At 59.5% G+C, this 16,938-nt stretch carries 14 protein-coding genes and 3 pseudogenes; 9 read left to right on the top strand and 8 right to left on the bottom strand.

Annotated elements, in window-relative coordinates; genetic code table 11:
* Positions 1-280: 280 nt before the first annotated feature.
* Genes HWY30_RS36410 through HWY30_RS36400 form a run of 3 tightly spaced genes read left to right on the top strand, consistent with a single transcriptional unit; the run spans position 281 to position 3,526 of the window.
* Positions 281-1,543: a site-specific integrase gene (locus HWY30_RS36410; protein WP_143037374.1), complete on the top strand. Its 1,263-nt coding sequence runs from the start codon at positions 281-283 to the stop codon at positions 1,541-1,543.
* Positions 1,536-2,519, top strand: coding sequence for a tyrosine-type recombinase/integrase (locus tag HWY30_RS36405; protein WP_090812759.1), 984 nt, complete (start codon positions 1,536-1,538; stop codon positions 2,517-2,519). The genes HWY30_RS36410 and HWY30_RS36405 overlap by 8 nt, the downstream gene beginning before the upstream one ends.
* Positions 2,516-3,526 (top strand): site-specific integrase, encoded by a 1,011-nt coding sequence (locus HWY30_RS36400; protein ID WP_090812760.1) that lies wholly within the window; start codon positions 2,516-2,518, stop codon positions 3,524-3,526. The genes HWY30_RS36405 and HWY30_RS36400 overlap by 4 nt, the downstream gene beginning before the upstream one ends.
* A 93-nt stretch (positions 3,527-3,619) precedes the next feature.
* Here HWY30_RS36400 and HWY30_RS36395 read toward each other — a convergent pair whose 3' ends face one another.
* Positions 3,620-4,441, bottom strand: coding sequence for a tyrosine-type recombinase/integrase (locus HWY30_RS36395; RefSeq protein WP_090812761.1), 822 nt, complete (start codon positions 4,439-4,441; stop codon positions 3,620-3,622).
* Positions 4,442-4,709: 268 nt separating this feature from the next.
* Positions 4,710-5,333 carry a tyrosine-type recombinase/integrase gene (locus HWY30_RS36390; protein ID WP_279613326.1) on the bottom strand — a complete coding sequence of 208 codons (624 nt, stop codon included), beginning with the start codon at positions 5,331-5,333 and terminating at the stop codon, positions 4,710-4,712.
* Between the two features lie 71 nt (positions 5,334-5,404).
* Between HWY30_RS36390 and HWY30_RS36385 the strand changes: the two are divergent.
* Positions 5,405-6,616 (top strand): annotated as a pseudogene (locus tag HWY30_RS36385) (IS701 family transposase); the annotation flags it as partial.
* Between the two features lie 113 nt (positions 6,617-6,729).
* Here the strand turns inward: HWY30_RS36385 and HWY30_RS36380 are convergent.
* Together HWY30_RS36380 and HWY30_RS42145 are read right to left on the bottom strand one after the other, a co-directional pair.
* Entirely contained in the window at positions 6,730-8,298 is a 1,569-nt protein-coding gene (locus HWY30_RS36380) for an acyltransferase family protein (RefSeq protein ID WP_090812764.1), read from the bottom strand.
* A gap of 610 nt (positions 8,299-8,908) precedes the next feature.
* Positions 8,909-9,097, bottom strand: a pseudogene (locus HWY30_RS42145) (hypothetical protein).
* 691 nt (positions 9,098-9,788) lie between these two features.
* On the opposite strand from HWY30_RS42145, the gene HWY30_RS36375 reads away from it, so the two are divergent.
* From HWY30_RS36375 to HWY30_RS36360, 4 genes and pseudogenes are all read left to right on the top strand, one after another.
* Positions 9,789-10,073, top strand: coding sequence for a hypothetical protein (locus HWY30_RS36375; RefSeq protein WP_090812940.1), 285 nt, complete (start codon positions 9,789-9,791; stop codon positions 10,071-10,073).
* A 49-nt stretch (positions 10,074-10,122) separates the two neighbouring features.
* Complete coding sequence (locus HWY30_RS36370; protein ID WP_090812765.1) at positions 10,123-10,344, top strand: DUF6723 family protein; 222 nt, start codon at positions 10,123-10,125, stop codon at positions 10,342-10,344.
* Positions 10,345-11,039: 695 nt separating this feature from the next.
* On the top strand, positions 11,040-11,252 hold the full coding sequence (rpsU, locus tag HWY30_RS36365) for a 30S ribosomal protein S21 (RefSeq protein ID WP_090812766.1): 213 nt from the start codon (positions 11,040-11,042) through the stop codon (positions 11,250-11,252).
* Positions 11,253-11,440: 188 nt separating this feature from the next.
* Positions 11,441-11,731: pseudogene (locus HWY30_RS36360) on the top strand (PA4780 family RIO1-like protein kinase); the annotation flags it as partial.
* A 229-nt stretch (positions 11,732-11,960) separates the two neighbouring features.
* On the opposite strand, the gene HWY30_RS36355 reads toward HWY30_RS36360, so the two are convergent.
* Positions 11,961-12,944, bottom strand: a complete 984-nt coding sequence (locus HWY30_RS36355) for a P-loop ATPase, Sll1717 family (protein WP_425199426.1) — start codon at positions 12,942-12,944, stop codon at positions 11,961-11,963.
* Between HWY30_RS36355 and HWY30_RS36350 the strand changes: the two genes are divergently transcribed.
* The gene (locus HWY30_RS36350; protein ID WP_143037375.1) at positions 12,855-13,202 is read left to right on the top strand and encodes a hypothetical protein; all 348 of its coding nucleotides are present in this window, start codon (positions 12,855-12,857) and stop codon (positions 13,200-13,202) included. The two genes, HWY30_RS36355 and HWY30_RS36350, sit on opposite strands and share 90 nt — an antisense overlap.
* Before the next feature lie 69 nt (positions 13,203-13,271).
* Here HWY30_RS36350 and HWY30_RS36345 read toward each other — a convergent pair whose 3' ends face one another.
* Genes HWY30_RS36345 through HWY30_RS36335 form a run of 3 tightly spaced genes read right to left on the bottom strand, consistent with a single transcriptional unit; the run spans position 13,272 to position 16,840 of the window.
* Positions 13,272-14,402, bottom strand: a complete 1,131-nt coding sequence (locus tag HWY30_RS36345; protein ID WP_090812768.1) for an NAD(P)/FAD-dependent oxidoreductase — start codon at positions 14,400-14,402, stop codon at positions 13,272-13,274.
* Entirely contained in the window at positions 14,395-16,032 is a 1,638-nt protein-coding gene (locus HWY30_RS36340; RefSeq protein ID WP_090812769.1) for a methionine--tRNA ligase, read from the bottom strand. The genes HWY30_RS36345 and HWY30_RS36340 overlap by 8 nt, the downstream gene beginning before the upstream one ends.
* A 43-nt stretch (positions 16,033-16,075) precedes the next feature.
* Entirely contained in the window at positions 16,076-16,840 is a 765-nt protein-coding gene (locus HWY30_RS36335; RefSeq protein ID WP_244145145.1) for an FAD-dependent oxidoreductase, read from the bottom strand.
* Positions 16,841-16,938 lie beyond the last annotated feature (98 nt).

The following is a 16,938-nucleotide window of genomic DNA, read 5'->3' as shown; positions in this document are numbered from 1 at the left end:
CGGTCGGGCACCTCCATGCTGCTCCTGGCCGCCTGCTCGTCCCTTCCCCGTGGCCCGGCATCTGACAACCGTCCTGATGGAACGCCAGGCACTGACCTCCGCTTCCCTTCCACTACCGCGTCAGCGGTTTAGTACTAACGGTATTACCGACAGTAGATCGTTATGTAGAGTAGCAACGTCAAACGCATCGTGAGAAGGCATCAGGTTTGAACAACTGCACATAAAATTTCATGATGGGCTCCTGGCGGCCATCGGGATCGCCTTTGTGAGGAGCTCGATCATGGAGAAGTCAACCCATCAAGTTTCAAGCCACCTGCCGTTGCAGCAGTTCGTTGCTGGTGCCGTGGGCGAACTGGAGAGGCTTCATTACAGCAGACGAACGCTCGCGCGCTATCGCGCAGTCTGGCGACATCTCATCGCGTTTTGTCACGAGATGAGCCTGGAAGATCAGTATTCGTACGAGCTGGCTGAACAGTTTCGCACTGCGTATCAGATGTATGAGGGTGAGTGCCTGAACTCACGGCAGGGGTGGCGACGGCATATCGTGTTTGCCCTCAAGGTTCTGGAGGATTTTGCGCGTGACGGACACATTGAGCGTACCGTCACCGACATGCAGAAGATCCAGGTCCCGGCGCCCATGAGCACGACATTGCGCGACTATGAACTGTACTGTCGAGATCGTCGTCATCTTCGCACAACGACCCTTCGCGAGCGGATGCGGGAGATCGCGATATTCGCGGATTTCCTTGGTTCAAGGAATATCACGTTTTTTGACCAGATGCAGCCGGCCGATCTCTGCGCATTTGTGACCTCGCAACATCGCCTGGCGGCCAAGTCCGTCTCACGGATCGTTTCCGATGTGCGTGGTTTTCTGCGCTTTCTTCTGCTGCGAGGAATTCTGCAGCAGGATCTCAGCCATGTATTGCCGGTGGTCCACGTTCCCCGCGATGCGACTGTTCCATCGGTCTGGGATCCGGAACTTGTGATCAGGTTGCTCGAAGTCGTCGATAGAACCTCGCCCAAAGGCAAGCGCGATTACGCGATCCTTCTGCTTGCCTGTCGCCTCGGATTGAGAGCGAGCGACATTCGGACACTAACCATCGACGATCTGAAGTGGGAAACGGCCACAATAGAGGTTAAGCAGTCGAAGACCCTCGCACCTCTTTGTTTGCCATTACCGGAAGAAGTCGGCGAAGCCCTGATTGACTATCTGAGATCGGGCCGTCCTCAATCGGGTCATCGAGAAGTGTTTCTCACGTTGAATGCGCCTTTCCAACCCTTCTTGGAGGCTACTAACCTGCATCACATCGTCAAGCATTGGAAGGCCCTCGCCGGGATTCGTTTCCGGACTCCACAACGCCATGGTTTGCACTCGCTACGCCACACACTCGCGACACGACTGCTTCATGAACAGACGCCGTTTCAAGTCATCAGCGACATCCTGGGGCATGCGACGACGGCCTCGACGTTGATCTACGCGAAGACCGACGTGGAAACCCTGCGCACTGCCGCGTTGAACACCGAGGAGATGCGCCATGTCTAGTAGCGCATTCAAGGGGCAGTTCCGGAGCGTTGTCGGCTCACTTATGGAACAGTTCGTCCAAGAGAAACGGGCGTGTGGTTATCGATATGATGAGCAAGCCCGCTTGCTGGCATGCTTTGACCGCTTCCTGAGCGATGAAGCGCTATCCGAATGCGTGCTGCCGCGCTCGATCAGCCGCAAGTGGCTCGCCAAACAGCCCCACGAGAGTAAGAGCACCCACGATCATCGTATCTGCGCAGTTCGCCAATTTTCCCTGTTCATGTGCCGGCTGGGATATTCTGCTGACGTGCCGGATCGATCGCTGACGGCAAAGCGCTCTGACAGTTTCTCGCCACGCATTCTGACCCACGCCGAGATTCAGCGGCTGTTCCAGGCGGCTGACCAGCTTACACCGACCGCACGATCCCCAATGCGGCATCTCATTATGCCGGAAGTGCTCCGGCTCCTGTATGGCTGCGGCCTGAGGGTGGGCGAGGTGCTGCACCTGCGCGTGGCCGACGTTGACCTTGTTCGGGGAATCCTGACGGTGCGTGAGGGCAAATTTCGAAAGGACAGGCTCGTTCCCCCAGCCTTGCCCCTGGTACAGCGCCTTCGAACCTACGCGCAAGTCATGGGCGATCGCCCGTCCGATGCCTACTTCTTCCCTTCGCCATCCGACGGCCCGTTGAGCCACCCAGCCGTCTACTGGCTGTACCGGGAGCTGCTGTTGCGCTGCGGGGTCCCGCATGCCGGCAGGGGCAAGGGGCCGCGCTTACATGATCTGAGACATGTTTTTGCCGTCCATGCGTTGCTGCGGTGGTGCCAGGAGGGAGCCGACCTCAATGCGAAGCTCCCGGTGCTGGCGACCTACATGGGCCATCGCTCCCTCGCTGGAACGCAGCGCTATTTGCATCTGATCGCCGAGCTGTTTCCGGAGATCACGGCGCGCACCAGCGCTGCCTTCGGTGATGTCATCCCGCGGAGGAACGGATCATGAAACCGACGGATTTCTCCGTGCTCGTGACCAGCTTCCTGACGCACCATCTGGCCGCGCAGCGCAACCTAAGCCCCAACACGATCAAGGCCTATCGCGACGTGTTCACCCTGCTGCTGCGATTCTGTCGAGACGTGCAGGGAATCGCACTGGAGCGTCTGTCTCTGGCACAGATCGACGTACCGCTGGTCGAGGCATTCCTTGATCACCTGGCCAATGACCGGCACGTTTCGGTCAGCACACTGAATCATCGTCTCGCGGCGTTGCACGCGTTCTTCCGATACGTACAATCGGAAGAACCCGAGCGCCTGCTCCAGTGTCAGCAGATCCTCGCGATCCCGCTACGGCGACAGCCGCGCGCCAGTGTCGGTTACCTCTCCAAGGAATACCTTGCACAGCTTCTCGCACAACCGGACCTGCATACGTCTGAGGGCCGCCGGGATGCAGTGATGTTGAGCGTACTTTATGATACCGGTGCCCGGGTACAGGAGTTGATTGACCTGAACGCCGGGGACGTGCGCGTGGATCCTCCATCGCAGGTGCGGCTCATGGGAAAGGGCCGAAAGCTGCGCGCCGTGCCCCTGATGGACTCGACCGTCGAACTGCTACGCCAGTATCGACGCGATAACAACCTCGATCGCCCTGAACATGCCGACAAACCACTCTTCCAGAACCGGCAAGGCACACGGTTATCGCGCTCGGGTGTGCGTTATCTTCTGCAAAAGTATGTGATTCCTGTACGGCGAAGTCACCCCGAATTCACGCAGCGGGTGAGTCCTCACAGCCTGAGGCACACAAAGGGAATGCACCTGCTGCAAAGTGGCGTCCCGCTCGAGATCATCCGCGACTTCCTGGGGCACGTCGATGTGAAGACAACTGAGATCTATGCTCGCGCAAATCTTGAGATGAAGCGCAAGGCTCTCGAGAAAGCCACCGACGGTGCACCGCTTCCAAAGATCCCATCCTGGCAGCAGAACAAAACGCTGCTCGAATGGCTGCATTCGCTGTAGGACTGCGGAGGTTACGCACGCCGTTTTTTGGAATGCGGGCCTCCACATCCTGCCCAAACTTTTATGTAGAGTTCCGACGACGGGAAACCTTTGCTATCGCGAGCGGGATTCAACACTGCACATAACAACTTTCGGCCGGTAATACCGCGCCGTGGTCGCCATGCTGCGATGTCCCATCAGCAACTGGATCCGGCGGACATCGGCACCGGTTTCGAGCAGGTGCGTGGCGAACGCGTGCCTCAGCGAATGGGGTGTAACGGGTTTCGTGATGCCGCTACGCTCACGTGCAAGCTGGCATGCGTCGCCCACGGCATGGCGGCTGATGGGCCGCCCCGGAATGCTGCCTGGAAAGAGCCAGTCCCGCGGGTGGGCGTCCTGCCAGTACAGTCGCAGGACCTCAAGCAGACGCGGCGAGAGCATTACGTAGCGATCCTTACGGCCTTTGCCCTGGCACACGCGAATCATCATCCGTTGGCTGTCGATATCGGTGACCTTCAGTTGCACGACTTCGGAGACACGCAGGCCGGCCGCATAGGCCGTCATCAGGATGGCACGCTGCTTCAGGCTGGGAATCGACTCGAAGAAACGCGTGACTTCATCGAAGCTGAGGATGACCGGAAGCTTCACGGGCCGCCTGGGCAAGGGAAAGTCCTCGTCGCTCCAGTCGCGTCTGAGCGAGATTCGATACAGGAAGCGCAGCGCGCCGACGGCCAGTTGCACGCTCGCTGGCGCTAGCTTGCGTTCGTTGGTCAGGTGGATGATCCAGGCTCGAATCTCGTCGGGGCCGAGCACCTCCGGTGAACGCTGGAAGTGTCGGGCGAAACCGGAAACCTGCACGAGATAGGTCTTCTGCGTGTTGAGCGCAAGGTTGCGGATTTGCATGTCGTGCAGCATGCGTTGGCGCAGCGGCGTCATGGCGAGCCTCCTGGAACAGTGGATCGAATGCCCGGTCGGGCATCTCTATCCTGCTCCTGGTGGCCTTCCCGCCAATTCGCTGTTTTGGCATCAGGTAACCGCACGAGGCGAACGCGAGGCACTGACCCTTGCTCTTCTCCCACTACCGCATCAGCGGTTTAGTACAGGGCCGATTATGCCAAGTCGTTGATTATGGAAAGTAGCTGGCCGGCGCCCCCCCCAGAGAGCCGATGGGCAGCGGCCAGTTCGAATTCCAGCCTTTGCATAATTACAGTGCCTTCAGGAAGTTGATCAGCGAGTCCGGTGCCCGATAGCGCTGAATTCCGGTCTGCGGTTCGTGAAGCCTGGCCAGAGCACGTTCCTTCATGTTGAGATCGGCTTCGACATAGTGGTGCGTCGTGATGGGGCTCTCATGTCCGAGCCATAGTGCAATGACGCTGATGTCGACACCTGCCTGAAGTAAATGCATGGCGGTGGCGTGACGGACGGTATGAGGCGATACATGTCGCTTTGCAAGGCTGGGGCAGGTTCCGGCTGCGTTCCCGGTAGCCAGTGTTAGCCTCAATGCAACATTGGCTCTCGTCATTGCATGGCCATTCCGGTTCGGAAACAGCGGCGATGTGGGTTGGAATTCAGGATTTACCTTCAGCCATGCCCGTATCGTCTTCGCAGTTGACCGCCACAACGGGACGCTGCGCTGCTTTCGTCCTTTGCCACGCAAATGGACGCAGGCAGAACCCTCGTCCAGGACCACGTCGCCAACTTTTACCCCGATGATCTCCGAGACACGCGCTCCGGTGTTGTACATCAGCAGGAACAGCGTATGATCGCGTTGGCTTAGCCAGGAATCATCTGGCTTACCGATCACAGCCAGCATCTCTTCGCGCGACAGATAGCTAATACCACTGTGTTAAAAAAATAAGGCATTATTCGCTTGTCTTCAAGAAGATTATGAGGAGTGCGATGGAATGTCATTCAGAGCGGTTCGAGGAGTACGTGTCCCTGATGGCTCAGTCGCTGGGGCACGCTGATCGTATCGAGCCATTTCGTGGCTACTGCACGGGGTTGATGTTGCCGGTCAGGCGCAAGAGCGTTGAGCCCATGGCTGCGCATCTGTCACCGGACCGGGTGCGCTCGGAACACCAGCGTCTGCATCACTTTGTAGCAGATGCACCGTGGTCAGATCAGGCGGTGCTTGATACAGTGCGCAGTTACGCGCTTGAGCGGATCAGCCGCCGTGCGGGACCACCTGAGGCGCTGATCATTGACGATACCGGCTTTCCGAAGAAGGGCAAGCACTCGGTGGGGGTCGCCCGGCAGTACTGCGGCCAGTTGGGCAAGCAAGACAACTGCCAGGTGGCGGTCAGCGTCTCGCTCGCAAATGAATGCTTCAGTCTGCCGGTCCGCTATCAGCTGTACCTGCCGCAAAGCTGGGCCGATGACGCGGACCGGCGTAAGGCTGCAAAAGTGCCTGAAGCGCTTGAGTTCGTCACCAAGCCGATGCTGGCGCTGCAACTGCTTGAAAACCTCGCAGAGGTGGAATGCCTGCCGCAACTGGTTCTGGCAGATGCCGGTTACGGGGCGAGCACCGGGTTCCGCGAGCAGCTCGCGGAGATGGGCTTCACGTATGTGGTCGGGGTGACAGGCGCGGGCAGCCTGCAGATGCAAGCTCAGGCGCCGCTGCAGGCAAAAGAGCTGGCCATGCGGTTGCCGTCGCGGCGCTTTCGCACCGTCACATGGCGAGAAGGCACCAACGCCGCCTTGTCGTCGCGCTTTGCGGCAATACGGGTGCACTGCGCCTCCCGCGCAGCCCAGCCATCTGAGACCGCCGAGGAACAATGGTTGCTCGTCGAGTGGCTTAGCGCAGAAGTCGAGCCGACCAAATACTTCCTCAGCACGTTGCCGGTTGATACGCCGATCAAGGAACTCGTGCGACTTGCAAAACTGCGCTGGCGCATTGAGCGCGATTATCAGGAGCTCAAGCAGGAACTCGGTCTGGGCCACTTCGAGGGGCGCAGCTGGCGCGGCTTTCATCACCACGCGACGCTGTGCATAGCCGCTTATGGCTTTCTCGTCACCGAACGCCTGGTGGCGCAAAAAAAAACTCAAGCCCATCGGCTACCCCGCGAAGTGCCTTCCTTACCCGAGAGCTTCCGGCCCCGGGGCGCCCCTGCGTAAGCAGCGCCACGTGCCGGACTCCATTACAACGCTGCGACTGGAGCTTGCTGCCGCGCTGCTTGCCCGTCTCGAACGGTGCCCGTGCTGCGGCCGGAAAATCGAGTAGTTTGTTAACACAGTGGTACTAGAACCTTTGCGATACCCTTCAACACGTTCCCTTCGTAGATCGGCTCATATCGTTGCCAGTCACCCGCCACCACGACGAGCTTGATCGACGGTGTATCCATGAAGTGATCAAAGGCGAAGTTTGCGTATCGCTCACACCCCGGAAAAATCTCTGCCCCGGAACCCGGAAATACCTTTCCCCTGAACGGAGGACACCCACCCAGCGTAGCAACTATGCCGGGAACATGCGTCTCAGCTGAGACGCCGTCTACAATTGGCTGGACCATGTTGGAGAACGAGTCGCCCCACAGCATGATCGTCGGATTAGCGCCCGACGGCATGCCGCCCAAACTGCAAAAATCGCCTGGCGAATGCTTGGTGCCATCCACGTCCCGTTGACACTCATACGAGCGCGGTCCCTCGCTCTTCATGGCCGTCGACGCGGCGCGGAGGTACGGCGGTAGCCTGCCTTGCAGGCCGTCCGTTTTGTTGAGAACCGCAGTGAAGGCGAAGCCCGAGGCGACGCAAGCCGCCAGCAAGACAGTGATGGGAACATTGCCCAACCGCTTTCGCCCCGGTTGCTCGACACATGTGTAGGAAAGCCATCCAGCCGCGATCGAAACAAGAATCAGAAGCGCCACCTGGAGGGGCGACGGCTCGGCACCCGCACGCTCTCGAAACATGAGCAGGATCGGCCAGTGCCATAGATAAACCGAATAGGAAATTGCGCCGAGAAACTGAAGCGGCCCGCTAGAAAGAACCGTCGTCAGGAAACCTTCACTCGCATAGATGATGAGCGCAGTTCCCGCGACAGGAAGGATCGCTCGCCAACCGGGATAGGGATCGTCCGCGCGAAGATCGAATACCGCGGCCAACAACAGGGCCGCGCCCGCAACCGCCACGACGTTTGCAGCGCCGCGACGCGGTCTGGCCGGGAGCAGAGCCACCACCGAACCAGCCATGAACTCCCACGCGCGGCCCCATAGCAGGTAAAAGGCGCTCGGCTGATGCGCAGGCGTATGGACGACACACCATGCCAGCGACGATAGAGCGACAACGCCAAACACCAGCCATCCCGCCACCTTCCGCCGCGCCCCGGCCGCTGGCCAGAACAGCGCGCATGTGATCGCGAACATGAGGTAGAACTGAGACTCAACAGCGAGCGACCACGTATGCAAAAGAATGTTCGAACGCGCATCGGGCGCGAAATATCCGCCCGCGTCGCCGAGGAACGCGTAGTTCGACCGGAACAAAAGCGCCGCCGTGCCGTTCCGAACAAGCCTGCTGAAGTCATCGGGCAGGTAGAACAGCGTCGCCCATATCCAGGATCCGATCACCGTCACCAGAAGGGCAGGAAATATCCGGCGAAGACGGTTCAACATGAATTGAACGGCGGAGTATTGGCGCTTTTGGAGCCTGCCATGTGCGATCGACGTTAGCAGGAAGCCCGAGATGACGAAAAACACGTCTACGCCGACATATCCACCGTCGAAATACCTGACGCCATAGTGAAAGAGAACAACTGCTATAACCGCAATCGCGCGCAGGCCGTTTATGTCTTTTCTAAATTCCATACCTGGCGGTTGGGCCAGCTAGTGCCGCCCGAACTGAATGCATTCTAAGTAGTTGCGCAGGGCGCTCCCTCATGCCGTCACGCGCTCGACAAAACCCAACAGTTTAACGGCTTCCCGGGTAGCCCCACCGTTCTGCTGCATCAGGACCGCATTGCGTTGCCTCGATCTTCAGCCCAGATTGTTAGCGATTCGAGCTGCTATGTCGACTGGCCGCTCCTGGCCGCACTGAGACAAAGCGGCGCCGTGCTCAAGAGGCGCGCGAGACCGTGGCGGCCGCCCAGTGGCGGTATTCATCACGCCACGGAAACCGCGGTAGGGTGCTGGGTGAATAGCCAGGGTGACGGGTCTCCATGCGCCCCACTCCGTACCGCAAGTTATGGAGGGCTTGCCGCGCGTCTGAGAGCGTTCGTGAAAGACGGTTCGTCGGTCGGCGGCCATGAGCCCGTGATGAAGGCGATCAACGCGCGCGTTGACCGTCGTGCGAATCTAGATGCGCAAGGCAGGCCCATTCGCAGATGATTTCGGATGCTGTCGACCGGAGCACCATATCGCGCGGCGCCAGAGAAATTGGTAGTGGCCTCCCTCGCTGAGCGCCCCAGCGGACTCCGCGTCAGTGTCTGATAACGCAGACGGCTACGATTTCGTATCCGGGGTCGGCGTGCTCGTTTGCCGCTTTTTTCCGCTTCCTCATACGAAGGAAGGACGTGGCATTTTCGATCGCCGATACCATGCCGATGTCGCCGTCCTCGGCGGTTCAGAGGAACTGCTCACCGGTCTTCACCACGTAGACGGACATCATGTCACCCTCCATGGTTTGCATGGGTAGCTTCCAGTCTGGCAGGCGGGAAGGGTTGCGGGCGGTTCGCTGAGTCCTTCCCGTAACGCCTCCCCGAAGGCACTTCCGCCTCGATTGTCCGTGCGTCATTCCGCGATTAGTACGCAACCCGGCAGTCAAATTTCGCAGATCCAGTTCCGGACGATTCAGCATTCCAATGTCGCGAGCGCTTCTGGCAGCAGACGTTCGCGATGCGGGGCTAACATCGGTTAGTCATCGAACTTGATTTCGTACGATCACCATCGGCCGCGGTCCCAAGCGGCATGGCCGCCGGACTACGATGCTAATCCGAAACCACGGATCACCGGCGCTTGGTCTGACGCTCGATAAAAAGGGGGCGGCCCACTACAGGGCCGGGTGGTATACTGCTTGCGTCGGTTCTAGGCTTCTCTCATGCCCGTCGTCCCTCGGAGTTCGCGTTCCACGGGCGGCACTTGATTCCCGTCTACTGCTGGTCAGCTCTCTCCTCGTTCCAGAGGAAGCGATATTCCCTCTCCGGACGCCGATTCCGCTAGCTGCGCCGCTGCGATAGTTGCTCCATCCCGAGCTCCGCGGCGCGCTGCGTCGCCATTTCGTTTGCGGCAATCGCCCATTTGCCACACGCTGGGCGGTCCCCGGCTACCTCTCGTCATGGCTCACACCTTTGGACTACATCATGAGCGAGTACGTCAGAACTTACAGAGGGTTGGAGATCTATCCCCTCGTCTATTCCCACATTCCCCGGGAGGCCGTTGGGTCATTCGACTATGATGCCGGCTTTGACGCTGCCGTCAGGATATGCCGCCGAGGCACCGACGGCACACTGACGGCCAGCCGCGTATTTCGGATCCCACATCGTGCGCCGTTTGGCGATGCGGGCGAGGCGCGCAGGGCATCCAACGACTATGCGGAGCGCCTGATTGATGGCGAGGTTGACGGGCAGTCTATGCGTGATCTATGAGCGAACGGCGATACGGTCCAATGCGCGAGGAAACGTGAATGCAGCATCTATGCTAGGCGAGAAGAGCTATGAGGTCGTCGCCTCGTCCCGCCGGACGATAAATGGCGCCGTGCCGACCTTGAAGGTGACCCGCCTTTACGACAAGCGGGTTATCTATCCGTTTTGCGGTTGCCCGGACATGCCTCTATTCGACGATCCACAGAGCGCGAAGAATTTTGCCGAGGTGTACGGCTGGCAACTCGTGAAGGGCGATATTGCGGTTCCAGAGTGATCTGAGGGATCACCGTCGAGAGCCGCCGATTACGCTTTTCGGGTTGCATCGAGATAAGGCCAAACGGGCAGGAAAATTTCATGGATTCTCACTGCTGCTAACGGCTATCCGATTGCATACGTTTCGCAGGATACGATGGTGACGAGCCCGAGCGGTTTTTTCTTCCCGAGAGAGGCGACTATTCTTCGTGACGAGCCAGCACGTCCTCATTGACGAGCCGAGCGGCCATTACCCTAACCGCATCGAAATCGAACCGCACGTCGATCCGGCGAACCTCGGTGCTTCCACGTTGATTTCAGTCCCGCTTTATGTCGACCGGCCGGGCAACCGTGCGGCAGGCACGCGATGCTAATTGCGAGCGCCTCGGCGTATTTTTGAGTCAACCCATGCCTGCCGAAAGGGGCGTTGCGTCGTACACTGTCAAATTCGACATAAAAGGAGACCATCGTGAGCAAAGCCCATGACGCCAAGAAGACGGAAAAGAAAGTCGCCACGAGAACGCCGAAGGAAAAGAAGGACGCGAAGAAGCTGAAGGAGGCTTCGAAGCGTCAGTGATCTTGCAGTGCCACGAGCGCTGCTAAATAGCCGCGGCACACGGTGGCACGATCGAGGTGAGATCGGACGAACAAGAGATGTCTTCATAGTGCGCCTGCCGCGGCAGCAGTTACCCGGCGAGCGCTCAACCAAGGAAAAAATTGACTACCGTAATTCTGAAACCCGACGAGCCCGTGGAAGTTGCAATACGCCGTTTCCGTCGCGCGATCGAGCGCACCGGCTTGATTCCGGAGCTTCGTGCCCGGACAGCCTACGAAAAACCTACCGCAGAACGCAAGCGCAAAAAAGCTGCTGCAGCGGCACGCCTGCGCAAGCAGATCAAACGGTCGTTGCCGCCGAAAAAGCGGTACTGACCGGGAACTGCCGGGCAGCTATGCTGAAGCGGCCGTCTAGTGCCCAGGCAGGTGTCCCGCGTCACCTCCGCATGGGGAACCGGCTCTGATCTGCACCCAGTGGCCGGTTGAATCCGCCTTCGCATACCGGCCACTTGATCTTCTGCGATCGATAGACAGCTTCGGGTCGGGTGCTGTCCGCCGGGCTCGTCGACGCAGCCGGCAACAATGAAGCCGCCTCGATGCTCAAGCGTGACGTCGACAACCTGGCCGCGTACTTCGGGCGATTTGCCCCGCAAATACTCACCGCAAATTATGGCACGGAGATCTGGACGCTCTTCGAAGCAGGCCGGCTGCATGTCGATGCCGAACTGAGCGGCCGCATCGAGGTCGACACGCGACGTGTGGACCTCGATGGCGTGCTGCAGGAACTCGAAGAGACACGTTTTGAGGAGGACGCGCGAGTGCGGCGACAGCAGGAACTGAGCGCAGGCCGGTAACCGTGCTCAATGTCCCCCGAAGATCGTCCGAATGTGAAGGTCTTCGAGGATGTCGCCGCTCGGCCACGAACTGTCGTTCGCCGCATCGGAATGGGGGCCAGTCGAGTGACCGTTGGGCCCCCAAGTAGCCGACGTACGCGTCGCCGACGTCGCCGCTCCTTATCGACGACTGCTTCGTGTGGCGAGTGAATGCTCTGCGCGTGAGTCACTATTCGAGACAACGCGCCCGCTAGTTCCGGATGCGCTCTACCATGTTAAGACCCTTCCTGAAACAGGGATGGAAGTGGACCTCATCGAAACGTGGTTCGTGCGTATCAGCAAAAGAGTAATAGACCTTCGCGCCGCCTCCAGACCCCCCAGCGACGTAATCACCAACAACTCCGATCTCGTAAAGTACGAGAAGCAGCTCGATCTCGGGATGCTTGTGAGACATGATCTCGTTCAGCCACGTTTCATTGATCGCGACTTCCAAAAGAAGCGTCTCCAACTTATCGACGATCTCTGTCTTTTTATAAGAGTATTTGTGTCGATTGAAAATGGCCTTCCAGGTGTTGAACAAAGTCAGGAGATTGGGGTACTGGTTTGAGTACTCGCTGCACACGTCTTGCAGCTTCCATGACGAGTAGATGATCTCTGAGTTCTTTGGCGCCGTGTCGCTCGGCTTGTCATCGCTCACAGACTCCGTGTAGTTACGCGCAAGCTGTATCAGCTCGCGAGGGCGAGACAGAGTCCTTTCGATCAGCCAGTTGTCAGCGTAGGTGGTTCCAACCATCTCGGGAAAGACCGAATGAAAAAGATCTATCGCTGGCTCGGCCTCATGCTCGCGTCGGTTATAAGCGATACGTTCGTTAAGCATGGAGATGAGCCCGTTCTTGTCCCACCTGATCCGTTCAATGTTCCGATACTTGTCTGCATGCTGCGTCTTAGAAACAAGGATCGAGTAGACGTCCTCGCGAAGGAAAACGCAGCAGTACAGGTTCGGAATCTTGGCGGAGATGTACGCGGACGCAGACAGCAGGCCTAGCAGAAGGTTGTTGGCGAGTTCAGAGTTATCCCACCCTTGGTCAAGATCGTCTATGAGAACGACAAACTGTTTGCCTGTTTTTGCAATCTCGGACGTGTGATGTTCCAAAGCATCCGCTTCCGCGGCCGCCCGAAGCTCCTTCTCAAGGGCAAGTCCGAACTCGCCCAGCTTTCCAGCTTTCGCCTTGATCGACGTGAGAATTTCAGTGATGTTCTCCGCAATGTCCTTCGACGACTTCCGAATCTCTCGTGCAACGCCTCTGGCGAACTCGAAGCTGCCGCGGGCGAACGTGTACTTGGGGTGCGCTCAGGATTCGGACAAAATCGTACGCTAGCGGTCCGGAAAGCCTTGTCGCGTAAGGCTTCTTCTCCCCGCACATGTCGACAAACACCAGCAATCAGCGACGAAGATAAGCGCTTGATTTTATTGGTTGTGCAGTGCGGCTAACGTACGATTTACTCCATTTCCTGACGGCACCCCGATACCGAGTAACAATCTCAACGGCACCGCCGAACGTTAGTCGATAAATCGGCTAACCTCAAACTGGTGGAGGTCAACATGCATTTTTCCTCCGTCGATTAATGCGGCGATTTCCTGTCCAAACACCGGCGCGAATTTGAATCCGTGTCCCGACAAACCCGCAGCGACAATCAGCCCTTCGATGCGCGGATCAACGCCCACGATCGGATTCCCATCGGGGGTATCGTCGAAAAATGACACCCTACTGCCAACCGGCGACGCACCCGAGAGTCGGGAAAAACGCTGCGCGGCACGTTCGCAATATCGCCGGATCACGTCACCGTTCATCTGGCGGCGAAGCGCGTCCGGATCGACCGGGCAACTGTCGTCCGGAGGGAGGGAGCCGATCATATAGACGCCAGGGCTATCCAGCCGCAGATAGAAACCGAGCCCCCTTTCGCTGTACCCGGGCAACCGCGCTTCGTCCACCTGCGCCCCAATCCTGCAGATGGCCACGCTTTGCCTCGACGCGGAAATCGGCAGATTGGCGCCGCAAGTCGCAGCGAGAGACGCCGCCCAAGGACCTGCGGCATTGACCACGACTGGGGAGTCGATTCTGCCGCGATCGGTTTCCACGCCGGTCACCCGCCCGTTGACTGCGTTAATGCGGCGCGCGGCCCGGTGCTCGTCGATGACCGCACCGAACCGCCGAGCGCCCTGTGCGAAAGACCGCGCTGTCGCGCGTGCATCGCAGTAGCCGGCATCCGGCTCGAATACCGCGCCAGCGAGACCGTCAACCTCGAGGTCGGCCATCAAAGCTCGCATCTGCGTTGGCGAATAGAGCTCAATGCCGATGCCATCCGATTGCTGCTGATGCACCTGTCCGCCGGTGTGCTCCCACTCGGCTTGGGCCACGCCAGTCAGAAAACCGGTACGCTGGTAGCCGCAGTCGCCGTCGAACGTCTCGGCCCATTGCCGGTAGGCTCGCAAGCCGCGCGCCGCGAGTCGAGCCAACGCGGGGTTCGCATAGTACTGACGGACAATGCCTGGGGAATCGCCGGAAGAACCCGACGCGATTGTCCCGCGCTCGAGCAGTCTTACCGTCAGACCGGCACTCGCGAGATGCCACGCGACGCTGCTACCGGTCGAGCCGCCGCCTATCACCACAACGTCGGCAGTCTCACTCATGGCTTTCCACTCCGTCTAGCGAGAGGCTGACTGGCAGGCATGGACGGAGCGATTCCAGCGATAGCGGTGAGAACCATGCGCGGCAGTTACCTTGCGCATGCGGTGTCGACGCGCAGAGCATATCGTGCCGCAACGGCATCCCTTCATGTCCAAGCCCGCGCCACAGTTCGGCAGCCAGCCGGGGCATGACTGGCGCGGCAAAATACGCGAGGCCTTTGAGCCAACCGTATGCCTCTTCTGGACTTCCGAGATCGACCCGGGGCAGGCCGACCCATGCAAGCAGCACGGCACACGCAGCGCGCGCGGAGACGGCATCGAGTCGAAATGCGTGATCCAACGTACTCGACGACGCCTCGAAGCGCTCGGCCACTGAAGCCGAAATGGACCACTCGCGCTGCGGACCTCGCGTCAGCGTCTCCCAGGCGGCGTAGATCCGTGCTTGCATCATGCCTGCCAGGTCATCGTTGACGAAGCGGATGAAGTCGCCCACGTCGAAGTTGGTCGTCTGCTCTTCCGGGCTCTCGCGAGCCAGAAAGTAACGCACTGCATCGCTTGACGCAGGTGTCATGTCGACGATATCGGCAGCCCAAACGACATGCAGCCTGCTAGTCGAGAACTTGGAGCCCTGAAGGTTATAGAAGTAGTTCGTCAGCACGTGATCGAACGGCTGACGCTCCGGCAACGCGTTCATCACCGCAACCGAGCCCGCCAACAGCAGGACGGCATTGTCGATGCCAAAGCTGACCAGCGTCGTCACGTCGCTGCCGTGGATCATCGGATGAGCTTCGCCGCCTGCCATCTGCGCGTAGCGCTCGCCGCACGTTAAGCCATACTCCCATCCGGCCTCGAACAGTACCCTGGGATTTCCCCAGCGGTCCGCCGACCAGGCGACGCCCCAATCGCCGGGCGCAGTCAACCTGAAAAGGCCACGCTCGCGCGATAAAGACCGCAGCACTACCGCGATGAACTTCTCCGGTGCACCCGCGGATTGCAGCCGCCGCAGAAGTTCCGCTTCATCCGGCACGCGCAGGAAGAGGTTTTCCGTCTCACGCCATTCCAGATCGGCGTCGCCCATCCGTGGCTCGGGATGGAGCATCGACTCAGGACGAAAGTGGGCACCGCAGGCCTCGCAAAAATAACCGGCCGCCGGCGCTTCGCACTGCGGGCATTGGCCTGTCAGCCATGCGCCCGTAAGGTACCGGCCGGTCGCGCGGCTGTACAGCACCTTCTCGGTGATGGTTTCGGTACAACCGCTCGCCACGAGGGTCTCGACAGCGCGCCGTGCGTTATCAGCATGGCTGGCTGCGTACGGCCCTTGCACCAGATCGAGAAAATCATCGACTTCGATATCAAGCGCCGCCAGATCGCGGGCAATCTGCGCATGATAGTCACGACAGACGTCCTCCGGCTGGCGAGTCTCCTGTAGTCCCTTCCAGAGCACGTACGAGTCGAAACCATCGACGGCGGACACGACGCGCACACGATGGCCTTGACTGCGCAGATAGCGGCACAGCATGTCCATCCGCAGATAGGGCCCGGCGATATGGCCGAGATGCAGGCGGCCGTTCGGCGTCGGCGGTATAGGCATTAGGAAAAACTTCCGCCTCGAAGAGTTCACAGTAGTGGTCATGTGTGTGCATTTGAGAGAAACAGGAAGAGGGGAGGCATTTGCCTCATGCTTCGATCAGGCGCAAGGCTTCATCAGCGATGCCCGGCGCCAACCGGAAGCCCGCGCCGCTGCCAGCGCCAGCAAAAACCGCCGCGCGGCTTCGGTCGAGCGAGACCAGCGGTTCCCCTGTGGATGTGTAGGCGTCGCAAAACACCCGGCCACCGCAGCAGACATTGGCCAGCTCCGGCAGATAGCGATGCAAGACGTCTTTGGCCAGGTCACGGTCGCGCTCGCTGATTTCCAAAGCGTGCTTGCGAGGCCGGCAGTCCCATTCGTCGCTGCGAAAGCTGAACAACCATTGGTTGCGGGCGGGCAACGGCGTCAGATAGGCGTCGTCTTGTGGAAAGAATACGGCTGCGGCGTCAGGCTGCGGCGAGTGGTCGACGTGCAACGCGACGACTTTCTTGATCCGCACGTCGTGCGCGTCAGCGAACGTTTCGAAAGGCTCCTCCACGATCCAAGGCCCGACGGCAACCACAGAGCGCGCGGCGTGGAACGCACGACCATCCGCCAGCCGTACCTCGGCGCCCCCAGAAGACGGCCGCATCATCGTCACGGCGGCGCCTTCTACACAACTCACGTGCTCCGAACGCAGACTTGCACTGATCAACGACCTTGCGATAAGCCCTGGATCGTGGCTGACCGCCGTGCCGCCGCGCAACACAATCTGTGCGCCACCGAGATTCGCCGGAACGCCGAGCCTGTTTTCCAACTCCGTCTGTGGGATCGAGTCGCCACCGATCGAGAAGTCGACCGCGCCCGAGCGCACCTCGTCGCTAGTGTAGTGCGTCGTAAATAATGCAACTTAATCGCGATTTGCGAGTCTCCTTCCAGGTGATGAGGGAGAACCCATGAGAATCGCGGCAA

The sequence above is a fragment of the Paraburkholderia tuberum STM678 genome (assembly GCF_902833905.1).
Classification (GTDB): Bacteria; Pseudomonadota; Gammaproteobacteria; order Burkholderiales; family Burkholderiaceae; genus Paraburkholderia; species Paraburkholderia tuberum.
This window is presented reverse-complemented; position numbering and strand designations above follow the sequence as displayed.

Excerpts from the sequence above, each read along its gene's own strand:
- HWY30_RS36410 (WP_143037374.1), top strand. The coding sequence starts at position 281 with ATGGAGAAGTCAACCCATCAAGTTTCAAGCCACCTGCCGTTGCAGCAG.
- HWY30_RS36405 (WP_090812759.1), top strand. The coding sequence starts at position 1,536 with ATGTCTAGTAGCGCATTCAAGGGGCAGTTCCGGAGCGTTGTCGGCTCA.
- HWY30_RS36400 (WP_090812760.1), top strand. The coding sequence starts at position 2,516 with ATGAAACCGACGGATTTCTCCGTGCTCGTGACCAGCTTCCTGACGCAC.
- HWY30_RS36395 (WP_090812761.1), bottom strand. The coding sequence starts at position 4,441 with ATGACGCCGCTGCGCCAACGCATGCTGCACGACATGCAAATCCGCAAC.
- HWY30_RS36380 (WP_090812764.1), bottom strand. The coding sequence starts at position 8,298 with ATGGAATTTAGAAAAGACATAAACGGCCTGCGCGCGATTGCGGTTATA.
- HWY30_RS36375 (WP_090812940.1), top strand. The coding sequence starts at position 9,789 with ATGAGCGAGTACGTCAGAACTTACAGAGGGTTGGAGATCTATCCCCTC.
- HWY30_RS36370 (WP_090812765.1), top strand. The coding sequence starts at position 10,123 with ATGCTAGGCGAGAAGAGCTATGAGGTCGTCGCCTCGTCCCGCCGGACG.
- HWY30_RS36350 (WP_143037375.1), top strand. The coding sequence starts at position 12,855 with ATGTTCCAAAGCATCCGCTTCCGCGGCCGCCCGAAGCTCCTTCTCAAG.
- HWY30_RS36345 (WP_090812768.1), bottom strand. The coding sequence starts at position 14,402 with ATGAGTGAGACTGCCGACGTTGTGGTGATAGGCGGCGGCTCGACCGGT.
- HWY30_RS36340 (WP_090812769.1), bottom strand. The coding sequence starts at position 16,032 with ATGACCACTACTGTGAACTCTTCGAGGCGGAAGTTTTTCCTAATGCCT.